At 43.9% G+C, this 22,178-nt stretch carries 21 protein-coding genes and 2 pseudogenes; 21 read left to right on the top strand and 2 right to left on the bottom strand.

Going from position 1 to position 22,178, the window contains the following annotated elements:
* The first annotated feature begins 216 nt into the window (after window positions 1-216).
* From R1Y93_RS05905 to R1Y93_RS05955, 11 genes are all read left to right on the top strand, one after another.
* Window positions 217-786: a response regulator gene (locus tag R1Y93_RS05905; RefSeq protein ID WP_500822042.1), complete on the top strand. Its 570-nt coding sequence runs from the start codon at window positions 217-219 to the stop codon at window positions 784-786.
* Window positions 689-1,840, top strand: a complete 1,152-nt coding sequence (locus R1Y93_RS05910; RefSeq protein ID WP_500822043.1) for a helix-turn-helix domain-containing protein — start codon at window positions 689-691, stop codon at window positions 1,838-1,840. The genes R1Y93_RS05905 and R1Y93_RS05910 overlap by 98 nt, the downstream gene beginning before the upstream one ends.
* Window positions 1,837-2,286 carry a cache domain-containing protein gene (locus R1Y93_RS05915; protein ID WP_500822044.1) on the top strand — a complete coding sequence of 150 codons (450 nt, stop codon included), beginning with the start codon at window positions 1,837-1,839 and terminating at the stop codon, window positions 2,284-2,286. Before R1Y93_RS05910 ends, R1Y93_RS05915 begins: the two co-directional genes overlap by 4 nt.
* A 93-nt stretch (window positions 2,287-2,379) precedes the next feature.
* Window positions 2,380-3,837, top strand: a complete 1,458-nt coding sequence (locus R1Y93_RS05920) for a sensor histidine kinase (protein ID WP_500822045.1) — start codon at window positions 2,380-2,382, stop codon at window positions 3,835-3,837.
* Window positions 3,838-3,872: 35 nt separating this feature from the next.
* Complete coding sequence (locus tag R1Y93_RS05925) at window positions 3,873-4,637, top strand: substrate-binding domain-containing protein (RefSeq protein WP_500822046.1); 765 nt, start codon at window positions 3,873-3,875, stop codon at window positions 4,635-4,637.
* Window positions 4,638-4,812: 175 nt separating this feature from the next.
* Window positions 4,813-5,796, top strand: a complete 984-nt coding sequence (locus R1Y93_RS05930) for an ABC transporter permease (protein ID WP_500822047.1) — start codon at window positions 4,813-4,815, stop codon at window positions 5,794-5,796.
* Between the two features lie 38 nt (window positions 5,797-5,834).
* Window positions 5,835-7,328, top strand: coding sequence for a sugar ABC transporter ATP-binding protein (locus R1Y93_RS05935; RefSeq protein ID WP_500822066.1), 1,494 nt, complete (start codon window positions 5,835-5,837; stop codon window positions 7,326-7,328).
* A 15-nt stretch (window positions 7,329-7,343) separates the two neighbouring features.
* Window positions 7,344-8,348 (top strand): ABC transporter permease, encoded by a 1,005-nt coding sequence (locus R1Y93_RS05940; protein WP_500822048.1) that lies wholly within the window; start codon window positions 7,344-7,346, stop codon window positions 8,346-8,348.
* A gap of 52 nt (window positions 8,349-8,400) precedes the next feature.
* Window positions 8,401-9,480, top strand: a complete 1,080-nt coding sequence (locus tag R1Y93_RS05945) for a substrate-binding domain-containing protein (protein ID WP_500822049.1) — start codon at window positions 8,401-8,403, stop codon at window positions 9,478-9,480.
* 401 nt (window positions 9,481-9,881) lie between these two features.
* Window positions 9,882-11,282: a rhamnulokinase gene (rhaB, locus tag R1Y93_RS05950; protein WP_500822050.1), complete on the top strand. Its 1,401-nt coding sequence runs from the start codon at window positions 9,882-9,884 to the stop codon at window positions 11,280-11,282.
* 48 nt (window positions 11,283-11,330) lie between these two features.
* Window positions 11,331-12,593, top strand: a complete 1,263-nt coding sequence (locus tag R1Y93_RS05955; protein WP_500822051.1) for an L-rhamnose isomerase — start codon at window positions 11,331-11,333, stop codon at window positions 12,591-12,593.
* Window positions 12,594-12,718: 125 nt separating this feature from the next.
* Here the strand turns inward: R1Y93_RS05955 and R1Y93_RS05960 are convergent, their stop codons facing one another.
* Together R1Y93_RS05960 and R1Y93_RS05965 are read right to left on the bottom strand one after the other, a co-directional pair.
* A complete protein-coding gene (locus R1Y93_RS05960) occupies window positions 12,719-14,536 on the bottom strand; it encodes a sensor histidine kinase (RefSeq protein WP_500822052.1) in 1,818 nt (605 codons plus the stop codon).
* Window positions 14,533-16,098 carry a response regulator transcription factor gene (locus R1Y93_RS05965; protein ID WP_500822053.1) on the bottom strand — a complete coding sequence of 522 codons (1,566 nt, stop codon included), beginning with the start codon at window positions 16,096-16,098 and terminating at the stop codon, window positions 14,533-14,535. The genes R1Y93_RS05960 and R1Y93_RS05965 overlap by 4 nt, the downstream gene beginning before the upstream one ends.
* 192 nt (window positions 16,099-16,290) lie before the next feature.
* Here R1Y93_RS05965 and R1Y93_RS05970 point away from each other — a divergent pair.
* From R1Y93_RS05970 to R1Y93_RS06015, 10 genes and pseudogenes are all read left to right on the top strand, one after another.
* Window positions 16,291-17,809 (top strand): annotated as a pseudogene (locus tag R1Y93_RS05970) (sugar ABC transporter ATP-binding protein).
* Window positions 17,810-17,863: 54 nt separating this feature from the next.
* Complete coding sequence (locus tag R1Y93_RS05975) at window positions 17,864-18,238, top strand: ABC transporter permease (RefSeq protein ID WP_500822054.1); 375 nt, start codon at window positions 17,864-17,866, stop codon at window positions 18,236-18,238.
* 127 nt (window positions 18,239-18,365) lie between these two features.
* Window positions 18,366-18,803, top strand: coding sequence for an ABC transporter permease (locus tag R1Y93_RS05980; protein ID WP_500822055.1), 438 nt, complete (start codon window positions 18,366-18,368; stop codon window positions 18,801-18,803).
* Window positions 18,804-19,006: 203 nt separating this feature from the next.
* Window positions 19,007-19,405 (top strand): annotated as a pseudogene (locus R1Y93_RS05985) (ABC transporter permease); the annotation flags it as partial.
* 122 nt (window positions 19,406-19,527) lie between these two features.
* Window positions 19,528-19,818, top strand: coding sequence for a hypothetical protein (locus tag R1Y93_RS05990; RefSeq protein ID WP_500822056.1), 291 nt, complete (start codon window positions 19,528-19,530; stop codon window positions 19,816-19,818).
* A gap of 108 nt (window positions 19,819-19,926) precedes the next feature.
* Window positions 19,927-20,427, top strand: a complete 501-nt coding sequence (locus R1Y93_RS05995) for a substrate-binding domain-containing protein (protein ID WP_500822057.1) — start codon at window positions 19,927-19,929, stop codon at window positions 20,425-20,427.
* Window positions 20,381-20,950, top strand: a complete 570-nt coding sequence (locus R1Y93_RS06000; protein ID WP_500822058.1) for a substrate-binding domain-containing protein — start codon at window positions 20,381-20,383, stop codon at window positions 20,948-20,950. Before R1Y93_RS05995 ends, R1Y93_RS06000 begins: the two co-directional genes overlap by 47 nt.
* Window positions 20,951-21,121: 171 nt before the next feature.
* Window positions 21,122-21,436 (top strand): cupin domain-containing protein, encoded by a 315-nt coding sequence (locus R1Y93_RS06005; RefSeq protein WP_500822059.1) that lies wholly within the window; start codon window positions 21,122-21,124, stop codon window positions 21,434-21,436.
* 16 nt (window positions 21,437-21,452) lie between these two features.
* Window positions 21,453-21,758, top strand: coding sequence for a hypothetical protein (locus R1Y93_RS06010; RefSeq protein WP_500822060.1), 306 nt, complete (start codon window positions 21,453-21,455; stop codon window positions 21,756-21,758).
* On the top strand, window positions 21,697-22,104 hold the full coding sequence (locus R1Y93_RS06015) for a helix-turn-helix domain-containing protein (RefSeq protein ID WP_500822061.1): 408 nt from the start codon (window positions 21,697-21,699) through the stop codon (window positions 22,102-22,104). The genes R1Y93_RS06010 and R1Y93_RS06015 overlap by 62 nt, the downstream gene beginning before the upstream one ends.
* Window positions 22,105-22,178 lie beyond the last annotated feature (74 nt).

Consider the following 22,178-nt stretch of genomic DNA (forward strand, 5'->3'; position numbering starts at 1 on the left):
TAATTTCCTCCCTTGAAAATGAAATTTAACTATTCAGATTATACCACCCACAGCTAAAAATAGGAATGCTTTTTGTGCAAAATTCAGGAGTTCCGTTGTAATAAAAGGGCGAATATGCTACTATATTAGAAAAGAATTGGAGAGGGAGATCGTAAAAAGTACCGGTGGGCAGAAGATTGGGGAATGTATAAGGTGCTTTTACAAACAGGAAGAATAATGTATCGTATTTTATTAGTAGATGATGAGATCCTGGTAAGAGATGCTATCCGGGAGAATATTGATTGGGAAGCCATGGACTGCCAGCTGGTAGGGGATTGCGAGAATGGCAGGCAGGCTATGGAGTTTATAACAGAGCATCCGGTGGATATTGTTCTTACAGATATTTGTATGCCTTATATGGATGGCATGGAATTAAGTAAGTTTCTTCATGAAGAGTATCCGGATATTTTTATTGTGATTTTTAGCGGCTTTGGAGAATTTGAATATGCCCAGAAGGCTATCCAGTATGGGGTGAGCGAATATCTTCTTAAGCCTGTTACCGCTATGGAGCTGCGGGAAGTGATCGGCAGAGTAAAAGAGAAGGTTGATGAGAAGCGTGGGGCCAGGGAGCAGATGGATTCGCTGCTTCGTACCTCTGAGGATTATCGGGACAACGCACTGATGATCCGGTCCGGAGCGATCGAGGGGCTTGTGTTCCTGCACCAGGGATATTCAGGAAAGCCTTCATCAGCTGGAAAGGCTGGGGATTCATCTGGATGCCCAGTCCTACAGGGTAGCGATCATTGACCTGGATGCTTATTCCCAGCTCTTCCAGATCGAAGCAGACCAGAGACAGGAAAGCCAGCTGATGACCTTTGTGCTTTTTAATATCAGTGATGAGATCGTAAGCCGTGAGAATGCAGGCATTGCATACCAGGAAGGCAGCAGCCGGGTCTGTGTTCTTTTTACTGGCGAAAAGAATAAAGAATTTGAAAGCCGGATCCAGACAGTATGCAAAGAGATCCAGGAGAAAGCCGGGGAGGCCATCGGCATGGGAGTATCCGTTGGCATCGGTGGCTGGGTGAGAAGTCTGGCAGAATTGCATTTTTCCCATGAGCAGGCCCAGAAAGCGATTGAGTGCAGATATCTTCTTGGAGGTAATCTGCTTATTAATATGGAAGATGAAAAAGAACAGGAAAGCGGGCTTTCCATCCAGGTGCTGCTGGAGGATCTGGCAGAAGGCATGAAAACAGGAGAGTGGGACCTGGTACAAGGCAATCTGGATCAGATCGTACAACTTATTCAGAAGGCGCGGGTAGGGAAAACCCGGGCATGCGGCTATTTGCAGCAGATCATCCGTACCATTGGCCTGTGTCTTGGATCTGTTACCGGAGATCATAAAAAAGAAATAAAGCAAAGAGAGTCGCTGCAGGCAAAAATACCAGAACAGCGCACCTTCCGTGAAGCGGTGACACTGGTAGAAGAATACGCAAAAAAGTCCTTTGAGGAACTTCAGATGATGAACAGCTCCAGCGGGCACAGACAGGCGGCTCTTGCCATGGACTACATAAAGACCCGTTATATGCAGCCGGATCTGAATCTGAATCAGATATGTTCTTATCTAAACATCAGTACCAGCTATTTTTCCACTGTTTTTAAAGAATTGACAGGTGAGACATTTATCGAGGTACTGGGACGGCTGCGGATTGAAAAGGCAATGGAGCTTCTGGAGAGTACGACCCTGAAAAACTATGAGATTGCAGAGAAGGTAGGATTTGCAGATCCTCATTATTTCGGGATCTGTTTTAAGAAAATGACTGGGAAAACGCCTACCGAATATGCCCGGGAGAAACGCCGATGAAAGAAAAAAAGAAAAACAGGGATGTGCTCCGGCATTTTAAAAGTGTAAGGAGTGCACTTTTTGCTGCTATATCTGTGATGGTGCTGTGTGCTGTGGTCATTGTGGTAGCAATTTCCCTGCGCTTTACCAGAACCTCTGTATTTGATAATGCAGTGGTTTATACCAGGACGATTGTGCGCCAGACCAACCAGAATATCGATTCCTATATTGATTACATGGACAATATTGTAACTATGGTTTCTGGCAGCCGGGACACCCAGTCATTTCTGTATAATAAGGATGAAGAAACACTTCAGGTTTCCGAATGCAGACAGCGACTGGTAGAGCAGTTTCGGACGATCCTGAAAAGCCGCAGCGATATTCGTAACATTGGCCTTATCGAAAAAGACGGGAACCGGCTTTTTAATAATGGCGGCCAGCAGAAGAATGCTGTATCTGGATCTTGACACCCAGGCATGGTATAAAAATGCTATAACCAGCAACCGTTCCGTACTTACTTCGTCTCATGTGCAGCATGTGATCAGGGAGAACGCCCCTGGGTGATCACAGTAAGCCGCGGAGTGCGTAATTTTACAGGAAGCGGCAACAGAGAAGGTGTTGTATTTATTGACTTGAATTACAGTGCTATCAGTGAATTGTGCGACCAGAACAGTATTGGTTCCAAGGGATACGTTTTCCTTCTTGACCAGGATGGTAATGTTGTTTATCATCCCCAGCAGCAACAGCTTTATAATGAGCTTCAGACTGAAAATATCGACCTTGTTATGAATACAGACAAGGAAACACTGATGGATGGAAGTGGGGATAATGCCAAGATCTATACGATTTCCCGGTCTGAGAAAACCGGCTGGACTGTAGTTGGCTGTACCAATGTGGCAGAGCTTTTGAAAGACAGCAAAAAGGCCAGAAGTATTTATGTGCTGGTAGCGGCAATCCTGGTGATCGTAGCATTGGTTCTTTCCAATCTGATCTCAAGGAATATTACACGGCCGCTGCAGCAGCTTCGGGATTCTATGGCAAGGGTACAGGAAGGGGATTTCAGGGCAGCGGAAGTAGAAGTGACCTCTCGGAATGAGGTGGGCAGCCTGACCAGATCCTTCAATGTGATGACCAGCAGGATCCAGGAGCTGATGAAGCAGAATATTTATGAGCAGCAGCAGAAAAGAAAAAGTGAATTGAAGGCATTGCAGTCCCAGATCAATCCGCATTTTCTGTACAATACCCTGGACTCTATCATATGGATGGCAGAAGGGAAGAAAAATGAGGAAGTTGTGGTTATGACTGCTTCCCTGGCAAGGCTTCTCAGACAGAGCATCAGCAATGAAGAGGAACAGGTACCTATTGGCCAGGAGGTGGAATATGCAAGAAGCTACCTGACTATCCAGAAAATGCGTTACAAGGATAAACTGGAGTTTCAGATCCAGGTTGATGCCCAGATCATGGGAGTGCCTATCATTAAGCTGGTGCTTCAGCCTTTGATTGAAAATGCGATCTACCATGGACTGAAATATAAAGAAGGTAAAGGCCTTCTCATTGTCAGAGGATACAGGGAAGGGGAAAATGCAGTGATCCAGATCAAGGACAATGGAGCAGGCATGGATGAGCAGACTTTGTCCCATATTTTTGAAAAACACAAAGTAAATTATCGGTCAAATGGGGTTGGAGTCTATAATGTACAGAAAAGACTTCAGTTGTATTATGGAATGGATTACGGCATTACATACAGCAGCAGGCAAGGGGAAGGAACCACTGCTTCTATTGTTATTCCTATGAATATGATTCCTATGAACAGGAGGCAGATCATGAAAAAATATAAAAAATGGATCGCCATGGGGTGCTATCGGCTTCCTGATATTTCTTGGCTTTTTTACAGGTTATATCCTGCAGAGGCAGAAAAGCAGCACACCATTGTCTTTGATCTATATTCCCAAAACCGAAGACGGAACCAGCGATTTCTGGTCTTCACTTATTTCCGGAGCCAGGATGGCTGCCAGTGAATATGGAGTACAGCTGGAAGTGATGGCACCGAAAAATGAACACGTATGGAAAAGGGCAGATCAGTTTCCTTAAAGAAGCAATCAAGCAAAATCCAGATGGGATCCTTTTTTCCACATCCAGCAGTAGTGCAGCCAATGAAGATCTGAAAAAAGCAAAAGAAAAAGGGATTTGCATTACCTATATTGATTCCTGTACCTCAGAGGAATTGCAGGATCTGACTGTAGCTACAGACAATGTGGAAGCAGGGCGCAGGCTGGGGGAATATGCAAGGACGATCGTAGGCAAGGATGATAAGATTGCAGTGATCAGTCATGTGAAAGGAGTTTCCACAGCTGTGGAACGTGAGCAGGGATTCCGTGAAGGTCTGGGAGATTATGAGAAGAATATTGTGGAAGTGGTGTACTGCAATTCACTTTTTGACAGATCCTATAAGCTGGCAAAGGAACTGATGGAAAAGTATCCGGATCTGAAGATGATCGCAGGCATGAATGAGTATTCTTCTGTAGGCGCAGCCAGGGCGGTGAAGGAGGCGGAAGCAAAGGACCGGATCGCCACCGTTGGCATCGACAGTTCTCAGGAAGCAGTGCAGCTGATGGAGCAGGGCGTATTTAAAGCATTTGTTGTACAGAAAGCTTTTAAGATGGGATATCTTGGAGTAAAAGAAACGATTCTTCACCTGGAAGGGAAAAAGGAAGAAAAGAATATTGATTCCGGTTGTGAACTGATCACCCCGGAAAACATGTACAACAGTGAGATGGAAAAGCTGTTATTTCCATTTAATACAAAAAAGAATACATAAAAATGCAAAAAGGGAGCGGAGTGATCCGTTCTCTTTTTGCATTTTGAAAAAAAAGGTAAAAAATTACCATATCGTAAATTTTTAACCTTTTTCAAGAATATATTCCATTAAAATCCAGATGGTCACAGGATATAATAATCACAGTTGAAGGGAAATGAAATGAGGAGGAACGGAAATGGAAAATTTCAAAAACAGCCCATTTGTAAAAAAGGTTGGATTTAACAGGATTGTATTATGTGGTGTGCTTCTTGTTATGTACATTGCATTTGCAATCATCAGCCCTACGTTTTTAAGCTATTCCCGAATCCTGAGTGCATTGAACTATGCATACTTTCTAGGATTCCTGGCATTGGGAGTTACCTTTGTGATCGCCACCGGCGGTATTGATTTCTCAATCGGTCCGGTTATGTTCTGTGCAGCACTGATCGCAGGAAGACTTCTGACAAAAGACGGCATACCTACAGGAGCAGCTCTTCTGGTATGTGTTCTGGTAGGCCTTGTGTTTGGTATCTGGAATGGATTCCTGGTAGCCTACATGGGACTTCCGTCATTTATCTCTTCCATGGCTTCCATGATGCTGGCAAAGGGAATCGGTTCTGTATTTACACAGACACAGACCATCAGCTGGCCACAGTCAAGTGATGCATCCGGCTGGTACAGAAGCCTGGTAAGAATGAAGATCGGAAATACAGATGTTCCCACTGGTCTTCTGATCCTGCTTGTGATCGCAGTGATCTGCGCAATCATCCTGAATAATACAAAAGCAGGAAGATATATCCTCTGCCTGGGCAGCAACAAAGAAGCAGTCCGCTTATCCGGTGTTAATGTTAAGAAATGGGAAATGCTGGCATATGTGATCTGCGGAATATTGGCAGGAGTTGCAGCAATCGCCTATGTTGGTTCCTATACAACAGTTCAGCCGGGACTTGGTGATACATTCAACAATGATGCTATCGCAAGCTGTGTTATGGGAGGAACTTCCATGGCAGGTGGTGTGGCATCTATCGGAGGAAGTATTATTGGTGTTCTGATCGTATCACTTCTTCAGGAAGGTATCCTTGCAATGGGCTTCCAGAAAGATTATCAGTATGTAATTACCGGTATCATCGTTCTTCTGGCTGTGTATGCAGATGTTCGGAGTAAGAAGAGAAAGAACTGATGTGTGACTACAATAAAGTAGAGAGAAAGGATAGAGATATGGGTGAAGTCATTTTAACAATGAAGGGTATAGATAAGTCTTTCCCCGGTGTTCATGCACTGGACCATGTTGACCTGGAGATCAGAAAAGGTGAAGTTCATGCTCTGATGGGAGAGAACGGAGCCGGTAAATCCACTCTGATGAAAGTCCTGACAGGTATTTATTCCAAGGATTCCGGTTCGATTACATATGAAGGAAAAGAAGTAGAGTTTACAAGCCCAAGGGATGCACAGGATGCAGGTATTGTGATCGTGCACCAGGAACTGAACATGCTGAATCATCTTACAGTTGCTCAGAATATTTTTATCGGCCGTGAGATCATGAATGGCAAGCTGATCAATGATGCGAAGATGAACGAGGAAGCGGCAAAGCTTTTCAAACAGCTGAACATTGATATTGATCCAAAGGAAAAAATGGGAAATCTTACTGTTGGTAAGCAGCAGATGTGTGAGATCGCCAAAGCGATTTCTCATGAGGCAAAGGTTATCATTTTTGATGAGCCTTCTGCAGCTCTTACAGAAGCTGAGATCGAGGAGCTGTTCAAGATCATCCGTGATCTGAGGGATAAGCAGCTGGGAATCGTTTATATTTCCCATCGTATGGATGAGATCAAGGTGATTACAGACCGTGTAACCGTTATGCGTGATGGAAGTTACGTAGGCACACTGATCACTAAGGATTGCACAAAAGATGATATCATCAATATGATGGTTGGCCGTGTGATCTACGAAGATCCGAAAACTGAAAGCAATGTGGCACCAGATGCACCGGTTGTTCTGAAGGTAGAACACCTGAATGCAGGTAAGATGGTACAGGATGTAAGCTTTGAGCTTCACAAGGGAGAGATCCTTGGTTTCTCTGGTCTGATGGGCGCAGGGCGTACAGAGACTGCAAGAGCACTTTTTGGAGCAGATCCTAAAGAAAGCGGTGATATTTACGTAAATGGTAAAAAGGTAGATATCAAGAACCCTATGGATGCTGTAAAATGCGGAATCGGTTATTTGTCAGAGGACAGAAAGCGTTACGGAATCGTTGTAGCCAAAAGTGTGGCAGAGAATTCTACCATGGCTAGCATGGAGAATTTCATGAATGGAATCTTCATTAACAAGAAAAAAGAAAATGAGATTGCAAAGAAATATGTAAATGACCTGAAAACAAAAACACCAGGCGTAGATCAGCTGGTAGTAAATCTTTCCGGTGGAAACCAGCAGAAAGTAGTTATTGCTAAATGGCTGGTAAGAAACTGTGACATCCTGATCTTTGATGAGCCTACCAGAGGTATTGACGTAGGTGCCAAAAGTGAGATCTATCACCTGATGAATGAGCTGGTGGCAGAAGGAAAGTCGATCATTATGATTTCCTCTGAAATGACAGAGATTCTGAGAATGAGTGACCGTATCGTGGTAATGTGTGAAGGTAAGAAGACCGGTGAGATTGATATCTCAGAGGCAACACAGGAAAATATCATGCATGCGGCTACCAGAAGAGAATAAGAGGAGGAAGGAAAAATGGCAGATAGAGAAAAAAAGGGGAATGCTTTTACCAATAACCCTATTGTAAAAGCTATTGGAACCCAGAAAATCGTGGTTGTGCTGGTAATTATTTTCCTGGCGATCATGTTTTCAGTGGGAAGTCCGGCTTTCAGACAGTATTCTACATTAGTTAGTATTTTTGATTATTCGTATTACATCAGCTTCATGGCAATTGGTGTTACCTTCTGCCTGATCACAGGTGGTGTAGACCTTTCCATAGGAACAGGAATGATCTGTTACGCATTGTTTGGCGGTCACCTGATCACAAAGGTTGGAATGCCTGTAGTGGTTGGTATGCTGGCAGCCCTTGTACTGGGAGTTTTGATCGGTCTGTTGAATGCATTACTGGTTGCAGTAATGGATCTGCCTCCCTTTATCGCAACACTTGGTACTATGATGATCACCAGAGGTCTTGGTTCTCTTCTTACAGGAGCCATGAGTGTTACCTGGCCTCCGGCAGCAGCTGAAAACGGCTGGTTCCGCAGCATTTTCAAGCTGAAATTAAACGGAAAGATGATTCCGGTAGGATTTATTCTGGTACTGATCTGTGTGATCCTGATGTCCATCTTCTTAAATAAAACAAGAGCAGGACGTTACATTATCGCTATTGGAAGCAACAAAGAAGCAACAAGATTATCAGGTGTAAATGTAGTAAAATATCAGTCTCTGGCTTATCTGATCTCCGGCTTTTTCGCAGGACTTGCAGGTATCGCCTATGCGGCTACATTCCAGGCAATTCCGCCAGGAACCGGAGCAGGACTGGAACTGGATGCTATCGCCGGAGCGATCATCGGTGGAACATCCATGAATGGTGGAGTAGGGACAGTTACAGGAACTCTGTTAGGTGTTTTCGTAATGTCACTGCTGAAAACAGGTTTTCCGTACATCGGACTGCAGGCAAACTGGCAGCAGATCTTTACAGGTCTGGTACTGGTCCTGGCAATCTTCATAGATGTACTGAAAAATAAAAAGACTGCATAAGGGGTATGCAGAAACTACAAACTATATAATTCAAATCAAGGAGGATTTAAAAATGGCAGGAAAGAAATTAATGAGCGTTGCATTATGTGCTGCAATGGTTGGAACTATGGTTGGTGCAGTTACAGTTCATGCTGAGTCTGATTATGCAGGACTGAAGATCGAGATCGTATCCAAAGGCTTCCAGCATCAGTATTGGCAGGCAGTTTTAAAGGGTGCTGAGGAAAAAGCAGAAGAATTAGGATGCTCCATCAACTTTGTAGGACCAAACTCCGAGTCTGATATTGCTGAGCAGGTTCAGGAACTGAACTCCGCAATGAACCAGAAACCAGACGCTATCGGACTTGCTGCTCTTGATACAAGCGCATGCCTGGATGCTATCGGACAGGCTCAGGATGCAGGTATCCCGATCATCGGTTTTGACTCTGGTGTTCCGGATGCTCCAGAAGGCGCAGTAGTTGCAAACGCTTCTACAGACAACTATGCAGCAGGTGCTCTTGCAGCAGAGAAAACATATGAAGTATTAAAAGACAGAATCGCAAATGCTGATGGCAAAGTAAGAATCGGTGTTATGGGCCAGGATGCTACTTCCGAGTCTATCGTAAACAGAGGTCTTGGATTTATCGACAAGATGGGCGAGCTGATCATCGCAGACGGCAAAACAGTTTCTCTTGAAGGAAATGACAGATACGTTGGAGATTCCAAGGTTGAAGCTACAGACGACGGTGATGTTGTAATCGAGATCCTTGTTCCTTCACAGGTAACATCTGAGCTGTCCGCAATCGACTGCCAGACACTGTTAAATAAAGATGATACAATCTGCGTATACGGCTCCAACCAGCACTCCGCAGAGGCTATGATCACAGGTAATGAGAACCTTCAGAAACTTGGCTCTGGTGATGATCAGGTTGTTGGTGTTGGATTTGACTCCGGCGCAAACATCAAAGCAGCAGTTGCTGACGGCACATTCATCGGCGCTATCACACAGGCTCCTGTAGCTATGGGCGCATCTGTAGTTGAACTTGCTTGCAAAGCAGCAAAAGGTGAGACTGTAGAAGACGTTGACAGTGGATGCCAGTGGTACACAGCTGAGAACATGAACGACGAAGAAATCGCACAGAACCTGTACGACTAAAGCGAATGCAGACTCGAAATATGAAGCTTTCGGCTGCTTGCAGACGAAAAGATTCATAAGAGAGGCTATGTGAGCGCAGCGAACATCGAAAGACCGAAGGTCTTGAGATGAGCATTCGCGCTAATGTACGAACGAAAACTTATCAGGAAAACCGGAGGCTACCCTCCGGTTTTCTTTTTAGAAACTTCATGCATCTGTGGATATCAGAAGTTAAAAGTTTACAAATAGGAGTTATTGCTTATTCTATTTTCAATTTGCAAATAAGAACCTTTTTTATGGCAAACCAGGTTCTTATACATTGCTGATTTATGTAGTAATATGGTATCATCAATATGAAGGTATTCCTGCATAGATTCAGACAAAATACGAGGAATTATACAAATATTGAGGAGGTTTTAAAAATGACAAAGTATTATCTGGCAGTAGACATTGGAGCATCCAGCGGAAGACTGATCCTGGGACATCTGGAAAATGGAAAAATGGTGCTGGAAGAAGTGCACCGTTTTGAAAATGGGATGGTAAAAAAGGACGGAGAGCTTTGCTGGGAATTTGACAGGCTTTTCGTAGAAATCAAGGATGGACTGAAAAAATGTAAAGAGCTGGGCAAGATCCCGGTAAGCATGGGAGTAGATACATGGGGAGTTGACTATGTCCTTCTGGATGAAGCCGGACAGGTTCTTGGCAATACAGTTGGTTACAGAGATCATCGTACAGAGGGTATGGATGAAGAAGTATATAAGATCATTCCACAGGAGAAGCTGTATGAGCGTACAGGCATCCAGAAAGAGATCTTTAATACCATATACCAGCTGATGGCTGTAAAGAAAAAACATCCGGAATATCTGGAAAAGGCAGACACTCTGCTTCATGTACCGGATTATTTTCATTACCTTCTCACAGGAAAGAAAACCTGCGAGTATACAGAAGCAACCACAGGACAGCTTGTAAGTCCGTTGACAAAGGACTGGGATTATGAACTGATCGATATGCTGGGATATCCAAGAAAAATGTTCCAGAAGCTGATCATGCCAGGTACACCCATTGGCCATCTTACAAAAGAAGTACAGGAAGAAGTAGGGTTTGACCTGGTAGTTGTAGCTCCGGCTACCCATGACACAGGCTCTGCTGTTCTGGCAGTACCGGCAAATGATGATGACTTTATTTATATCAGTTCCGGTACCTGGTCTTTGATGGGACTGGAAAGAAAAGAAGCAGACTGTTCACTGAAAAGCTGCGGTATGAACCTGACAAATGAAGGGGGATACGGAGGAAGATTCCGCTATCTGAAAAACATTATGGGACTTTGGATGATCCAGTCTGTACGCCATGAATTCCAGGATAAATACGGATTTGGAGAGATCTGCCAGATGGCAGAAGAGGCGAAGGATTTCCCATCCCGGGTGGATGCAAATGCACAGTGCTTCCTTTCACCGGAGAATATGACAAAAGAGATCCAGGACTACTGCAGACGGACAGGTCAGCAGGTTCCGGAAACATTAGGTGAGATCGCAACTGTGATCTATACAAGCCTTGCAGAATGCTATGCACGTACAGCAAAGAGCCTGGAAGAAATGACAGGCAGAACCTACAGCAGGATCCACATTGTAGGTGGTGGCGCAAATGCAGGATACTTAAATGAGCTGACAGCAAAAGCAACAGGAAAAGAAGTTCATGCAGGCCCTACAGAAGCTACCGCTATTGGAAATATTACAGCACAGATGCTGGAGGCTGGAGAATTCGGATCTGTAGAGGAAGCGAGAACTGCGATCCACCAGTCTTTTGATATCAAAATATATAAATGATGTAATCAAAGTCCCTTGGGAAGAGATTATTTAAAGGAGGAATCAACAATGACCACAAAGGAAAGATACGAATCTGCAAAAGCCAGATATGCCAAGGTTGGAGTAGACACAGACAAAGCCATCCAGGTTCTGAAAAATGTGCCTATTTCTCTTCATTGCTGGCAGGGCGATGATGTAAAAGGTTTTGACCAGGACGGTCCATTAACAGGTGGTATCCAGACAACAGGAAATTATCCTGGAAAAGCCATGACACCGGAAGAATTGATGGCAGATATGGAAAAGGTTATGTCACTGGCTCCTGGAAAGAAAAAAATCAATATACATGCATCCTATGCTATTTTTGAAGAAGGCCAGTGGGTAGACAGAGATCAGCTGGAGCCAAAGCACTTCAAAAAATGGGTAGATTTTGCAAAAGCCAAAGGTGTGGGCATTGATTTCAATCCAACATTTTTCTCAAGCCCGAAAGTGAAAGACGGACTTACCTTAAGCAGCCCGGATGAAGAAACCAGAAAATTCTGGATCCGCCATGGTAAAGCATGTATCCGTATTTCCCAGTATTTTGCTGAAGAAACAGGCATCCCATGTGTTATGAACATCTGGACAGGTGACGGGTATAAGGATATTCCTGGAGACCGCCTTGGACCGAGAATGCGTTATAAAGAATCCATCGAGGAAATCCTTTCCGAGCCATACGATTTCAATCTGGTAAAACCATGCGTAGAGTCCAAAGTATTTGGTATCGGTGTGGAATCCTATACAGCAGGAAGTGCAGAGTTTACGCTGTCCTTTGCAGCAGAGCATAAGGATAAATGCCTGCCGCTGATGGATAACGGACACTATCATCCTACAGAAGTGGTATCTGATAAGATCTCGTCACTGCTTTGCTTCTTCCCTGAGATCGCATTGCATGTAACAAGACCTGTACGCTGGGATTCTGACCATGTTGTACTGTTTGATGATGAAACAAGAGAGATCGCAAAAGAGATCGTCCGTAATGATGCACTTGACCGTGTATATATTGCACTGGATTACTTTGATGCAAGCATCAACCGTATTTCCGCATGGACCACAGGACTTCGCAATATGTCCAAGTCTTTGCTGTTTGCCCTTCTTCAGCCTAATGCACAGCTAAAAGAACTTCAGGATACCAATAACCTGACAAAGCTTATGACTGTACAGGAAGAAATGAAAACATTCCCATTTGGAGATGTATGGGATTACTTCTGCGAAAGCTGTGGCACACCGGTTGGATTTGACTGGTTTACCGAAGTGGAGAAGTACGAAAAGGAAGTACTTTCCAGTAGGAAATAATTAAGCTTCTGATTTTGTTTTACATATATTCACATAGAAATAGCCTGGCCAAAGGGTCAGGCTATTTCTGTGCGTTTTTCTGCACGAATCGAGGAAGCTGCGGTGTAATGTTCCTGTTACGTTTCTTATGTGGAGGCTTTTCTGGCAGGAATGCGGATCTGTACCTCTGTTCCCTTTCCAGGTTCACTGGAATAGAAAAGTCCATAGCCTGGCCCATAAAGGATCTGAAGTCTGCGATGGGTATTATAGATTGCAATATTTGTGCCCTTGCCTGAAGAGGAGCCTGTCCCGGTAAGGATGGTATCCAGTTTTTCCTTGGACATGCCAACACCATCATCTGAAATAAGCAGTACCAGATCCTGATCCTCCAGCCATCCGGTCAGCACAATGGTACCGGATTTGGAATCGGTTTCCAGGATGCCGTGAAGAATGGCATTTTCCACTACAGGCTGCAGGGTCAGCTTTGGGATCTGGTCATCCATCAGCTCATCCGGAATATCAGAGATAAACTGGATGCTGTCATGATAACGCATGTTCTGCAGATGAATATAAATGGATACATGCTCCTCTTCCTTAGCAATGGTACTGATGCTTTTTTTCTGACTTAGGGTCAGCTTGTAGAACCTGGAAAGGTTCTGTACAGCGTTTGTTACTTCTTCTGTACGTCCCTGCTGGGCCATCCAGTTGATCATATCCATGGTATTGTAAAGAAAATGAGGATTGATCTGTGCCTGCAGGGAATTAAACTCTGCGATTCTCAGATCTTCAGCGGCTTTTGCCTGATTATCCATCAGCTGGTTCATTTTTCTTGTCATATAGTTGTAGGTATCGATCAGATCACCTACCTCATCGTGATATACCGGGCTGTCCATAGCTACCGGAGGTCCCTGGCGGACCTTACGCATTTGTCCGATCACAGAAGAGATACGTCCTGTAATAGAACGGGAAAGCCGGCCGGACAGGAACAGGGCAAGGATGAGAAAAAGCAGATAGAAAAAAGCGAACTGCATCATCATCTCATTACTTTGGGCAATCAGTGGTTTGGAGGGCAGGATCGTTACCATAAACCAGCCTGGCTGATTGATCCTGTAAAAGCAGGAGTAGATTTTATTGCCAAGGATGTTTTTTTCGATAAAATTATTGGAAGACATAAAGGACTGGGAAATATCCTCGTATCCCAGCCAGTAAATACCGGACAGAGACTCATCAGAAGAAGCAACCAGGCTGTTTCTTTCATTGACAATATAGGAAACACTTCCCTTTAATCCAAGGTTTTCATTTAATACTTTTATCAGATGGCTGCTGGAATAGTATACAGCTACATAGGCATTGATAGGACTTCCGTGATAATAAATGCTGGCAGTATGGATGTAAGCCATATCTCCACAGTTAGATTTTTCCTGCGTCCCTAAATAAAAAGGAGGACAAAAAAGCTCTAAGGTATTAGTGCTTTGGAAAATCCCATGCCAGTAAGTTCCCCGGATCCCGCTTACCGGATGGAGAATCTTTTCTTTTGTGCCGGAAAACAAGGAAGAGACAGCAGGAAGATCCACGTAGATCCGGATATTGGTGATCAGGGAGCTGTCTGTAAGCTTTTTCACAGCCTGACAGAAATCATCTGCACTTTCAGAAGCTGTCAGCATGGAAAAGGGCGCATTTACCGGCTGGTGAAATAAAGTTTTATAAAAGGATTCTTCCGCCAGAGAGTCATAGGTATCTGTGACCTGTTTAAGCATATCGTCGATCTGGGGGGAAGTTTTAGCGGAAATATCCTGTTCCTGCCGTATGGTATAGGAGACGATCATTTCGTAAAGTTTTCCATAGAAAAATATGCCCAGAAGGATAAGGGGAACTGCCACAGCAAGCACAAGTGCAATGGTAAATTTGGACTGAAGCTTCATATCCCCGTAGCGGTGCTTCAGCTTATTCAGCATTTTTCTCATAATTGTTTACAGGAAATCCTTTCTCGATATTCAGAAGGAGAAAAACCGGTATACTTCTTAAAGCTTTTACCAAAATAATTCCCGTCATTATATCCTACCTTGGAGGAGATATCCGCAATTCGGAATCTGGGATCCGCAAGCAGCTGCTTTGCCTTTTCCATTCGATATTCGGTCAGATATTGATTCAGGGTTTTGCCGGTTTCATTTTTAAAAAAGGTACATACATAAGAAGCTGACAAAAATACATGAGAACTGATATCCTTTACCGAAAGGGACTCATTTCCGTAATTCTTGCTGATATATTCCTTAATCAGAAAAATGGTCTGATTTTCCTGTACAGAATCCTGAAGCTCACAGAAAAAATCTGTGATCCGGTCAAGCAGCTTGCTATGCAGATCCTGGAATGAAAAGCTGTTTTCAAGAGTGTCTACTGCATTTTCCCTGTCAGAGGGAAGGGAGATCTGAAGCTGCCTGTAGATCTCATCAAGACAGCGGAACAGCTTGTAATAAAGATCCTTTGCGTGATTGGGAAGTACCTGTGTATTCTGATTGTAAAAATCGTATATTTGCCCAAGAAAGGCATTGCAGCCGTCCTGATTTTTAAGGGCAAGAAGATCTTGAAATTCTTTCTCCGGAAATTCCGGAAGAGGGGGATGAGAGCGCAGATCACTGTCTTTCAGAAGAGAGGAGCTTAAAAAAGATCCGCTTGGGAAAAAGAAGCTGCTCTGCTGAAGGATCACTGCCGACTCATAGGACTGGTAGGCTTTGGAAACACCTGTAAAGGAACCGCCTGCCGTGATATAAAATTTGTGATAAGCCTGATACTGGCAGCTGATATAATCCCGGATCAGATCCAGAGTCGCTTCCTGTGGCATGGAAGAGCCAAAAATAAAATAAACAAGATATTGTGCTTTCTTTTCTGCATAAATACATTGAAGATGAAAATTAGACAGATAATCGCAGATATTTTGATAAATATCGTCGATAGCCGGCACAGAGAAATCCTGTTCTGTATCGATTTTGGCGATCAGGGCGGTAAAACAGGTATCAGATCCCATATAAAGGGAAAGCTCCTGGCTTAATTCGCTGATCACTTTTTCGCTGAAGCGGTAAGGAGTAGCCAATGCCAGAGCAAGCCGTGAGGCTGTTTCCATGGAATGAAGCGTTTCCCCGCGATGGGTACGTAGCTTCTGGCGATAGACTTCAGAAGCTTCCTGTACAGCTTCACGGATCTCTGTTGGATTTAAAGGCTTTTCAATGTAGTTTACGGCTTTTAATTTAATGGCAGCTTTCAGGTACTCCTTGTCTGAGTAGCCACTCATAAAAATGGGAACTGTGTCCGGAAGGAACTGTTCCAGCTTTTCAAGCATGGTGATACCATCCATACGGGGCATCCGTACATCACAGAGTATGATCTCAGGCTTATGAATCCTGGCAGCCTCCAGTCCGTTGATCCCGTCGTCTGCCTGGAGCACTTCGTCTATGTCTAATGATTTCCAGTCAATGGAGGAAATAACGCCAGTCCGTGTAAGCTCCTCGTCGTCTACAATTAGTAATTTCATATAGGAAGAACCTCTTTCTTTCTATGATCTCTTAGCAATTCTGTTAAAAGGATTATATCATAACACAGGGAAAATCTGTGGATTTTTCTTTAACTGAATAATATTTTACCCTGTTTCCAAATATTTTCCGGTTTAGCCTCTAAAAGGCACATGATACAATTAGTACAGATCAAAGAGGGAGGTAATCATACAGTGTCGGAATATGTTCTTGAGTTAAAAGGCATTACCAAGATATTCCCCGGAGTGAAAGCACTGAACAATGTACAGTTCCAGCTAAAGCCCGGAGAAGTTCATGCGCTGATGGGTGAGAATGGTGCCGGTAAATCCACATTTATCAAGGTTATTACCGGTGTACATAAAGCAGAAGAAGGAGAGATGTTCCTGAATGGCCAGAAGGTGGACTTCAAAGGGCCAAAGGACGCACAGGCAGCTGGGATTGCTGCTGTATATCAGCATCCTACATCTTATCCGCATCTGACAGTTGCAGAGAATATTTTCATGGGACATGAGATTATTGTCCATAAGATGATCCAGTGGAAAAAGATGAATGAGGAAGCCAACAAGCTTCTTAAACAGCTGAATGCAGATTTTGATGCTACAGCTGAAATGGGAACTTTAAGTGTTGCACAGCAGCAGATGGTTGAGATTGCCAAGGCGCTTTCTACCAATGCCAAGATCGTGATCCTGGATGAGCCTACTGCAGCACTTACTAAAAGAGAATCAGAGGAGCTGTATCGGATCGTAGATCATCTGAGAGAAGAAGGAGTTTCCATTATCTTTATTTCGCATCGTTTTGAGGATATGTACCGCCTTGCATCCAGAGTTACCGTTTTTTAGAGACTCTCAGTATATTGGTACATACAATGTAGATGAGATCACAAATGCAGATCTGATCAAAGCTATGGTTGGCCGTGAGATCAAGGAATCCGTCTCCAAAGCCGGAAGTACAGATCGGTGAAGAAATGCTTCGGGTGGAAGGTTTGTCAAGGGTTGGTTATTTCAAAAATGTTTCCTTTGACGTACATGCAGGGGAAATCATAGGTCTTACAGGGCTGGTTGGTGCAGGCCGTACCAGAAGTAGTAGAAAGCATCTGCGGAATTACCACTCCGGATGAAGGAAAAGTATATCTGGAGGGCCAGGAGATCCATATCAAACAGCCATCTGACGCAATGAAAAAAGGCATCATTCTTCTTCCGGAAGACAGACAGAAGGAAGGCTTGATCATGAGCTGGGGACTGGGTCGGAATGTGACACTTCCTACCATCAGCCAGTATGCAAAAAAAGGATTTAATAATGAACCGAAAGAGCGGGAGTTGGCAAAACAGCTTCTTGAGGAAGTAGATACAAAGGCTGTGGACATTTTCCAGCCTGCAAGTTCCCTTTCCGGTGGTAATCAGCAGAAGGTAGTTGTTGCCAAGGCACTGAGCCAGGAAATGAAAGTAGTTATCATGGATGAACCTACCAAGGGTGTTGATGTAGGTGCAAAGGCAGAGATCTATGCGATCATGGGAGATCTGGCAAAGAAAGGCTATGCTATTGTGCTGATTTCTTCAGAAATGCCGGAGATCCTGGGGAATGTCTGACCGTATCGTTGTGATGTGCAATGGTCGGAAGACAGGTGAATTAAATAAAGATGAGGCAACTCAGGAAAGAATCCTTGAGCTTGCAATGGAAAAAGGACAGACATCAAAGGAGGCGGGAAGATCATGAAACAGAAATCAACTCTAAAGAAAATAACCGGCTCCAGGGAGTTTCTCCCTTGCAGTGATTCTGATTTTGCTTTTTGCAATCGTTACAGCCATCAGCCCTTCTTTCTTGAAACCCAAGTCACTGATGGACATGTTGAAAAACAATGCAGTTACAATGGTTATGGCACTTGGAATGCTGTGCGTTATGCTGGTGGGAGGAATTGATATTTCCATCATGTCAACATTGGCACTTTCCGGAATGTCCATTGGTATGCTTCTGAAATACGGTCATATTACCAGCACCATTCTTGCTTTTGTGATCGCACTTGCCATTGGACTTGTCTGCGGCTTCCTGGTAGGTCTGGTGATATCCAGAGCCAGTGTACCGCCGATCATTGCAACCATGGGATTTATGTATGTGTTCCGTGCCCTGGGAATATCCGGTATCTAATAATGGTGAGTGGGCCGGGGCAGCAGCACTTGGAAGCTCTTAAGAATTTTGCAACATCCAGTGTGCTTGGGATCAATGCAGTTGTATGGGTGATCATCCTCTCTGCTATGTAGTTTTCTTCTTCTTTATGAAGTGGACAAGGACAGGAAGAAAGATTTACGCAGTAGGAAGCAATCCTAGTGCAGCAGAAGTTTCAGGTATCAATGTTAAGAATATCAAACTGATGGTTTATATGATCATGGGCGTGCTTGCTGGTCTTGGAGGAGCACTTCAGGTATCTGTATACGCTTCTGCAATGCCGGATATGCAGCAAGGCGGTGAAATGGATGTTATCGCAGCCTGTGTAATCGGCGGTGTAAGCATGAGCGGTGGAAGAGGTACTGTTCTTGGCGCTCTTTTAGGATCCTTGATCCTGGCCACCATTGCGAAAGCACTTCCGCTGGTTGGCATCGGTGCTTTGTGGCAGAATACCATCAAAGGTGTACTGATCCTTGTGGTAGTAATGGTGAACGTGATCCTGCAGCGTATTGCTGACAGAAATGCATTAAAAGGAAGGGAGATGTGATCATGGCCGGAAAATCTGGAAGAAGTATAAACAATGTGCCGGAAAATCCGGTGAAACACATGATATTCAGCTGGGAAGGGATTATGGTCCTGCTGTTTGTCCTGGTCAACATTTTCTGTGCATGGTTTTCAGAATTTTACAACTTAAAGAGTGTGCTCAGGCAGATGCCGGTTTATCTGGCAGAGATCTTTCTCATGCTGCCAATGGCTTACATACTGGTTCTTGGAGAGATTGATATATCTGTTGGATCAATTGTATGTCTTTCCGCAACCATCAGTTGCCTGGTATCCAATACAGGGCTTCCGTTTATCCTGGTGATCCTGATTTCTCTTCTTGTAGGTACAGCCTGCGGTGCAGTGAACGGGTTTATCCTTACCAGATTCCAGGAGCTTCCGCCAATGATCGTAACATTGGCTACACAGATCATTTTCAGAGGTATTGCAGAGATCGTGCTTGGTGAAGGTGGATCCGTATCCCTGACAAATTCTGATGGTTTTAAAGCTATCGGCGGTAAAGTAGGAAGAGTTCCATATATTCTTTTCCTGGTTCTGATCCTTGCTGTGGTAGCAGCACTGATCCTTGGCAAAAGCACTTTCGGCCGGAGAGTATATGCGATAGGTACCAACCGTCTTACAGCCTATTATTCCGGTATCCATGTTCGCGAAGATCCGTATGCTCGATCTACACACTCATGGGAACTTTCTGCGGACTGTGTGCACTGTTTATGGTATCCTCTTCTTATGGAGCCAATACCACAACAGGAAACGGTTTTGAGATGGACGCCATTGCAATGGCAGTATTTGGAGGTATTTCTTCTACAGGTGGTAAAGGAAATCTTGCAGGTGGTATTATTTCTGCATTCATTATCGTATGCCTTCGTGTAGGACTTGGACAGCAGAACCTTCACCCACAGGTAATCCTTCTGATCCTGGGGCTTCTGCTGATCTGTGCAGTAGCACTTCCTAACGTGGTGGGAGAGATCAAAAAGGCTTTAAAGGTTAAGAAAAACGCCTGATCTATATGATCTATATTATTAAAATGGTTGTTGGCTGCAAGTGGGGTAACAGCAGCTACACATAAATGTAAACAACAAAAAACTATATTTCCAAGGGAGGAAAAAAACATGAACAAAAAAATCGTTAGCGCATTACTTTGCGGAGCAATGGTACTGGCAACAGCAACACCTGCATTAGCTGGAGAGGCTGATGGACAGAAGATCGCACTGGTTGGAAAATCTGCAGGTAATGCATTCTTCGAGATCGCAGCAGCATCCTTTAAAGAGACTGTTGAGGCAGAAGGCGGCGAAGTAGAGGTTGTTTATCCGGAAGCTGCTACAGCTGACGCTCAGATCAAGGTTCTTGACAACCTGATTTCCCAGGATTTTGATGCAATCTGCATTTCCGCAAACGACGTAAACGCTCTTCAGGCAAAACTGGAAGAAGCAATGGATGAAGGAATCAAGGTTTCATCCTTTGACTCTGCTCCTAATGCAGACAGCCGTCAGGTATTCGTAAATCAGGCTGGTACAGTAGCTGTTGGACAGGCTCTTCTTGATGCAGTTCTTGACATTGCAGGTGGTGAAGGCCAGTGGGCGGTTCCTTTCCGCTACTTCTCAGGCAGCTAACCAGAATGCATGGATCGATGCAATGAAGACAATCATGGAAAGCGATGAGAAATACAGCAAACTGGATCTGGTAGAGGTTGCATATGGTGATGACGAGCCACAGAAATCTACAGACCAGACAACTGCTCTTCTTGAGAAATATCCAGATCTGAAAGTAATCTGCGCTCCTACAACTGTTGGTATCGCAGCAGCTGCTAAATATCTTCAGGATGAGAAATCTACCTGCAAGCTGACAGGTCTTGGACTTCCATCTGAGATGGTTGAGTACACAGGTGCTGATGATGAGCATTCCTGCCCATACTTCTATCTGTGGGATATGCAGGGCCTTGGAAAACTCAGTGCTTATGCAACAATCTCTCTTGTAAAAGGTGATATCACAGGTGCTCTTGATGAAACATTCACAGCTGGAGATCTTGGTGAGTACACAATCACAGAAGCTGATGACGGCGGTACAGAGATCGTTCTTGGACAGCCTCTGGAGTTCAACTCTGACAACATCGAAGAAATGGCTAAACTGTACTAATCTATAGAAATCGGTTGCTATCCATAAGAAAGAATGATAAAATTTAACAGCAGGCTGCTGCAAGGAATATCTCAAAAAGATATTTTGCAGCAGCCTGCTGTTTTATAAGGTACGCCTGGCGGTGCGCATTTCAGAAAAAATAGATTTGGTAAAGAACTATAAGGAGAAAACATGCAAAAGGAATTGCTGGAACAGCTGCGAAAGATCACAGAAGAAGAGAAGAAGATCCTTGAAGGACAGGAAGTAGACAAGGATCTGTATACTTCCGGCAGGGATTTTATTGTAGACAGCAGGAAAATGCTTGAAGAAGGCAAATTGATCACAGTGCGGACCCATACAAGATTTGTGCATTTCCCACCCCATAAACACAATTATGTGGAGGTGCTGTATGTATGCATGGGAACTGTGACCAATATTATTGATGGCAGAGAAGTAGTACTTAAAACAGGAGAAGCTTCTTTTCCTGAATCAGTTTACAAGTCATGAGCTCCTTCCGGCAGGAGTGGATGACATTGCGATCAACTTTATGGTTCTGCCCCAGTTTTTTGATGTGGCATATTCTATGGCAGGTGCAGGAAATATCCTTGCTGATTTTCTGGTAAATGTGCTGCGCCGTGATGAGGAAAGAGGAGAATATCTTCATTTTAAGGTGGCAGAAAATCTGCAGATCCAGAATCTTTTGGAAAATATGATCTATTCGATCGTCACTGGAAAAGGAGAGGACGATCGGGATCGATCAGACCACTATGGGCCTGATTTTCCTGTATCTTCTGGATTCTGTCCAGTATGTGGAAATGCGGATTCCTAATTCATACGAGAATATGATCTCCATGACCACTCTGAATTATATTGAACAGCAGTACAGGATAGCGACCCTGACAGAACTATGTGAAATGCTGAAGCTGCCTATGCATGTATTGAGCAAAATGATCAAGAAGACCACAGGTTTTAATTTCAAGGATCTGCTTCAGAGAAAGCGGCTGAATAAGGCGGCAGAGCTTTTGTGTGATACAGATCTGTCTGTAAGCGATATTATTGCAGCAGTGGGATATGAAAATGGCAGTTATTTTCACAAGGTTTTCAAAAATAGATATTGTATGACACCAAAGAAATTCAGAACAAAAAATCAAAAAAATGGCTGGATACGGCTGTAAATTTGGTGAAAATTCAAACTTGTTTTTTTGTGGAAATGGTTGACATTCAGAAATAAAAAAAATAAAATAAAGTT

Source organism: Blautia sp. HA3515 (assembly GCF_059933065.1).

Coding starts and splice junctions, on each gene's coding strand:
- R1Y93_RS05945 (WP_500822049.1), top strand. CDS start 8,401: ATGGCAGGAAAGAAATTAATGAGCGTTGCATTATGTGCTGCAATGGTT.
- R1Y93_RS06015 (WP_500822061.1), top strand. CDS start 21,697: ATGGGCCTGATTTTCCTGTATCTTCTGGATTCTGTCCAGTATGTGGAA.
- R1Y93_RS06005 (WP_500822059.1), top strand. CDS start 21,122: ATGCAAAAGGAATTGCTGGAACAGCTGCGAAAGATCACAGAAGAAGAG.
- R1Y93_RS05905 (WP_500822042.1), top strand. CDS start 217: ATGTATCGTATTTTATTAGTAGATGATGAGATCCTGGTAAGAGATGCT.
- R1Y93_RS05940 (WP_500822048.1), top strand. CDS start 7,344: ATGGCAGATAGAGAAAAAAAGGGGAATGCTTTTACCAATAACCCTATT.
- R1Y93_RS05915 (WP_500822044.1), top strand. CDS start 1,837: ATGAAAGAAAAAAAGAAAAACAGGGATGTGCTCCGGCATTTTAAAAGT.
- R1Y93_RS05955 (WP_500822051.1), top strand. CDS start 11,331: ATGACCACAAAGGAAAGATACGAATCTGCAAAAGCCAGATATGCCAAG.
- R1Y93_RS05980 (WP_500822055.1), top strand. CDS start 18,366: ATGAAGTGGACAAGGACAGGAAGAAAGATTTACGCAGTAGGAAGCAAT.
- R1Y93_RS05925 (WP_500822046.1), top strand. CDS start 3,873: ATGAACACGTATGGAAAAGGGCAGATCAGTTTCCTTAAAGAAGCAATC.
- R1Y93_RS05965 (WP_500822053.1), bottom strand. CDS start 16,098: ATGAAATTACTAATTGTAGACGACGAGGAGCTTACACGGACTGGCGTT.
- R1Y93_RS05935 (WP_500822066.1), top strand. CDS start 5,835: ATGGGTGAAGTCATTTTAACAATGAAGGGTATAGATAAGTCTTTCCCC.
- R1Y93_RS05930 (WP_500822047.1), top strand. CDS start 4,813: ATGGAAAATTTCAAAAACAGCCCATTTGTAAAAAAGGTTGGATTTAAC.
- R1Y93_RS05960 (WP_500822052.1), bottom strand. CDS start 14,536: ATGAGAAAAATGCTGAATAAGCTGAAGCACCGCTACGGGGATATGAAG.
- rhaB (WP_500822050.1), top strand. CDS start 9,882: ATGACAAAGTATTATCTGGCAGTAGACATTGGAGCATCCAGCGGAAGA.
- R1Y93_RS05990 (WP_500822056.1), top strand. CDS start 19,528: ATGGTATCCTCTTCTTATGGAGCCAATACCACAACAGGAAACGGTTTT.
- R1Y93_RS05995 (WP_500822057.1), top strand. CDS start 19,927: ATGAACAAAAAAATCGTTAGCGCATTACTTTGCGGAGCAATGGTACTG.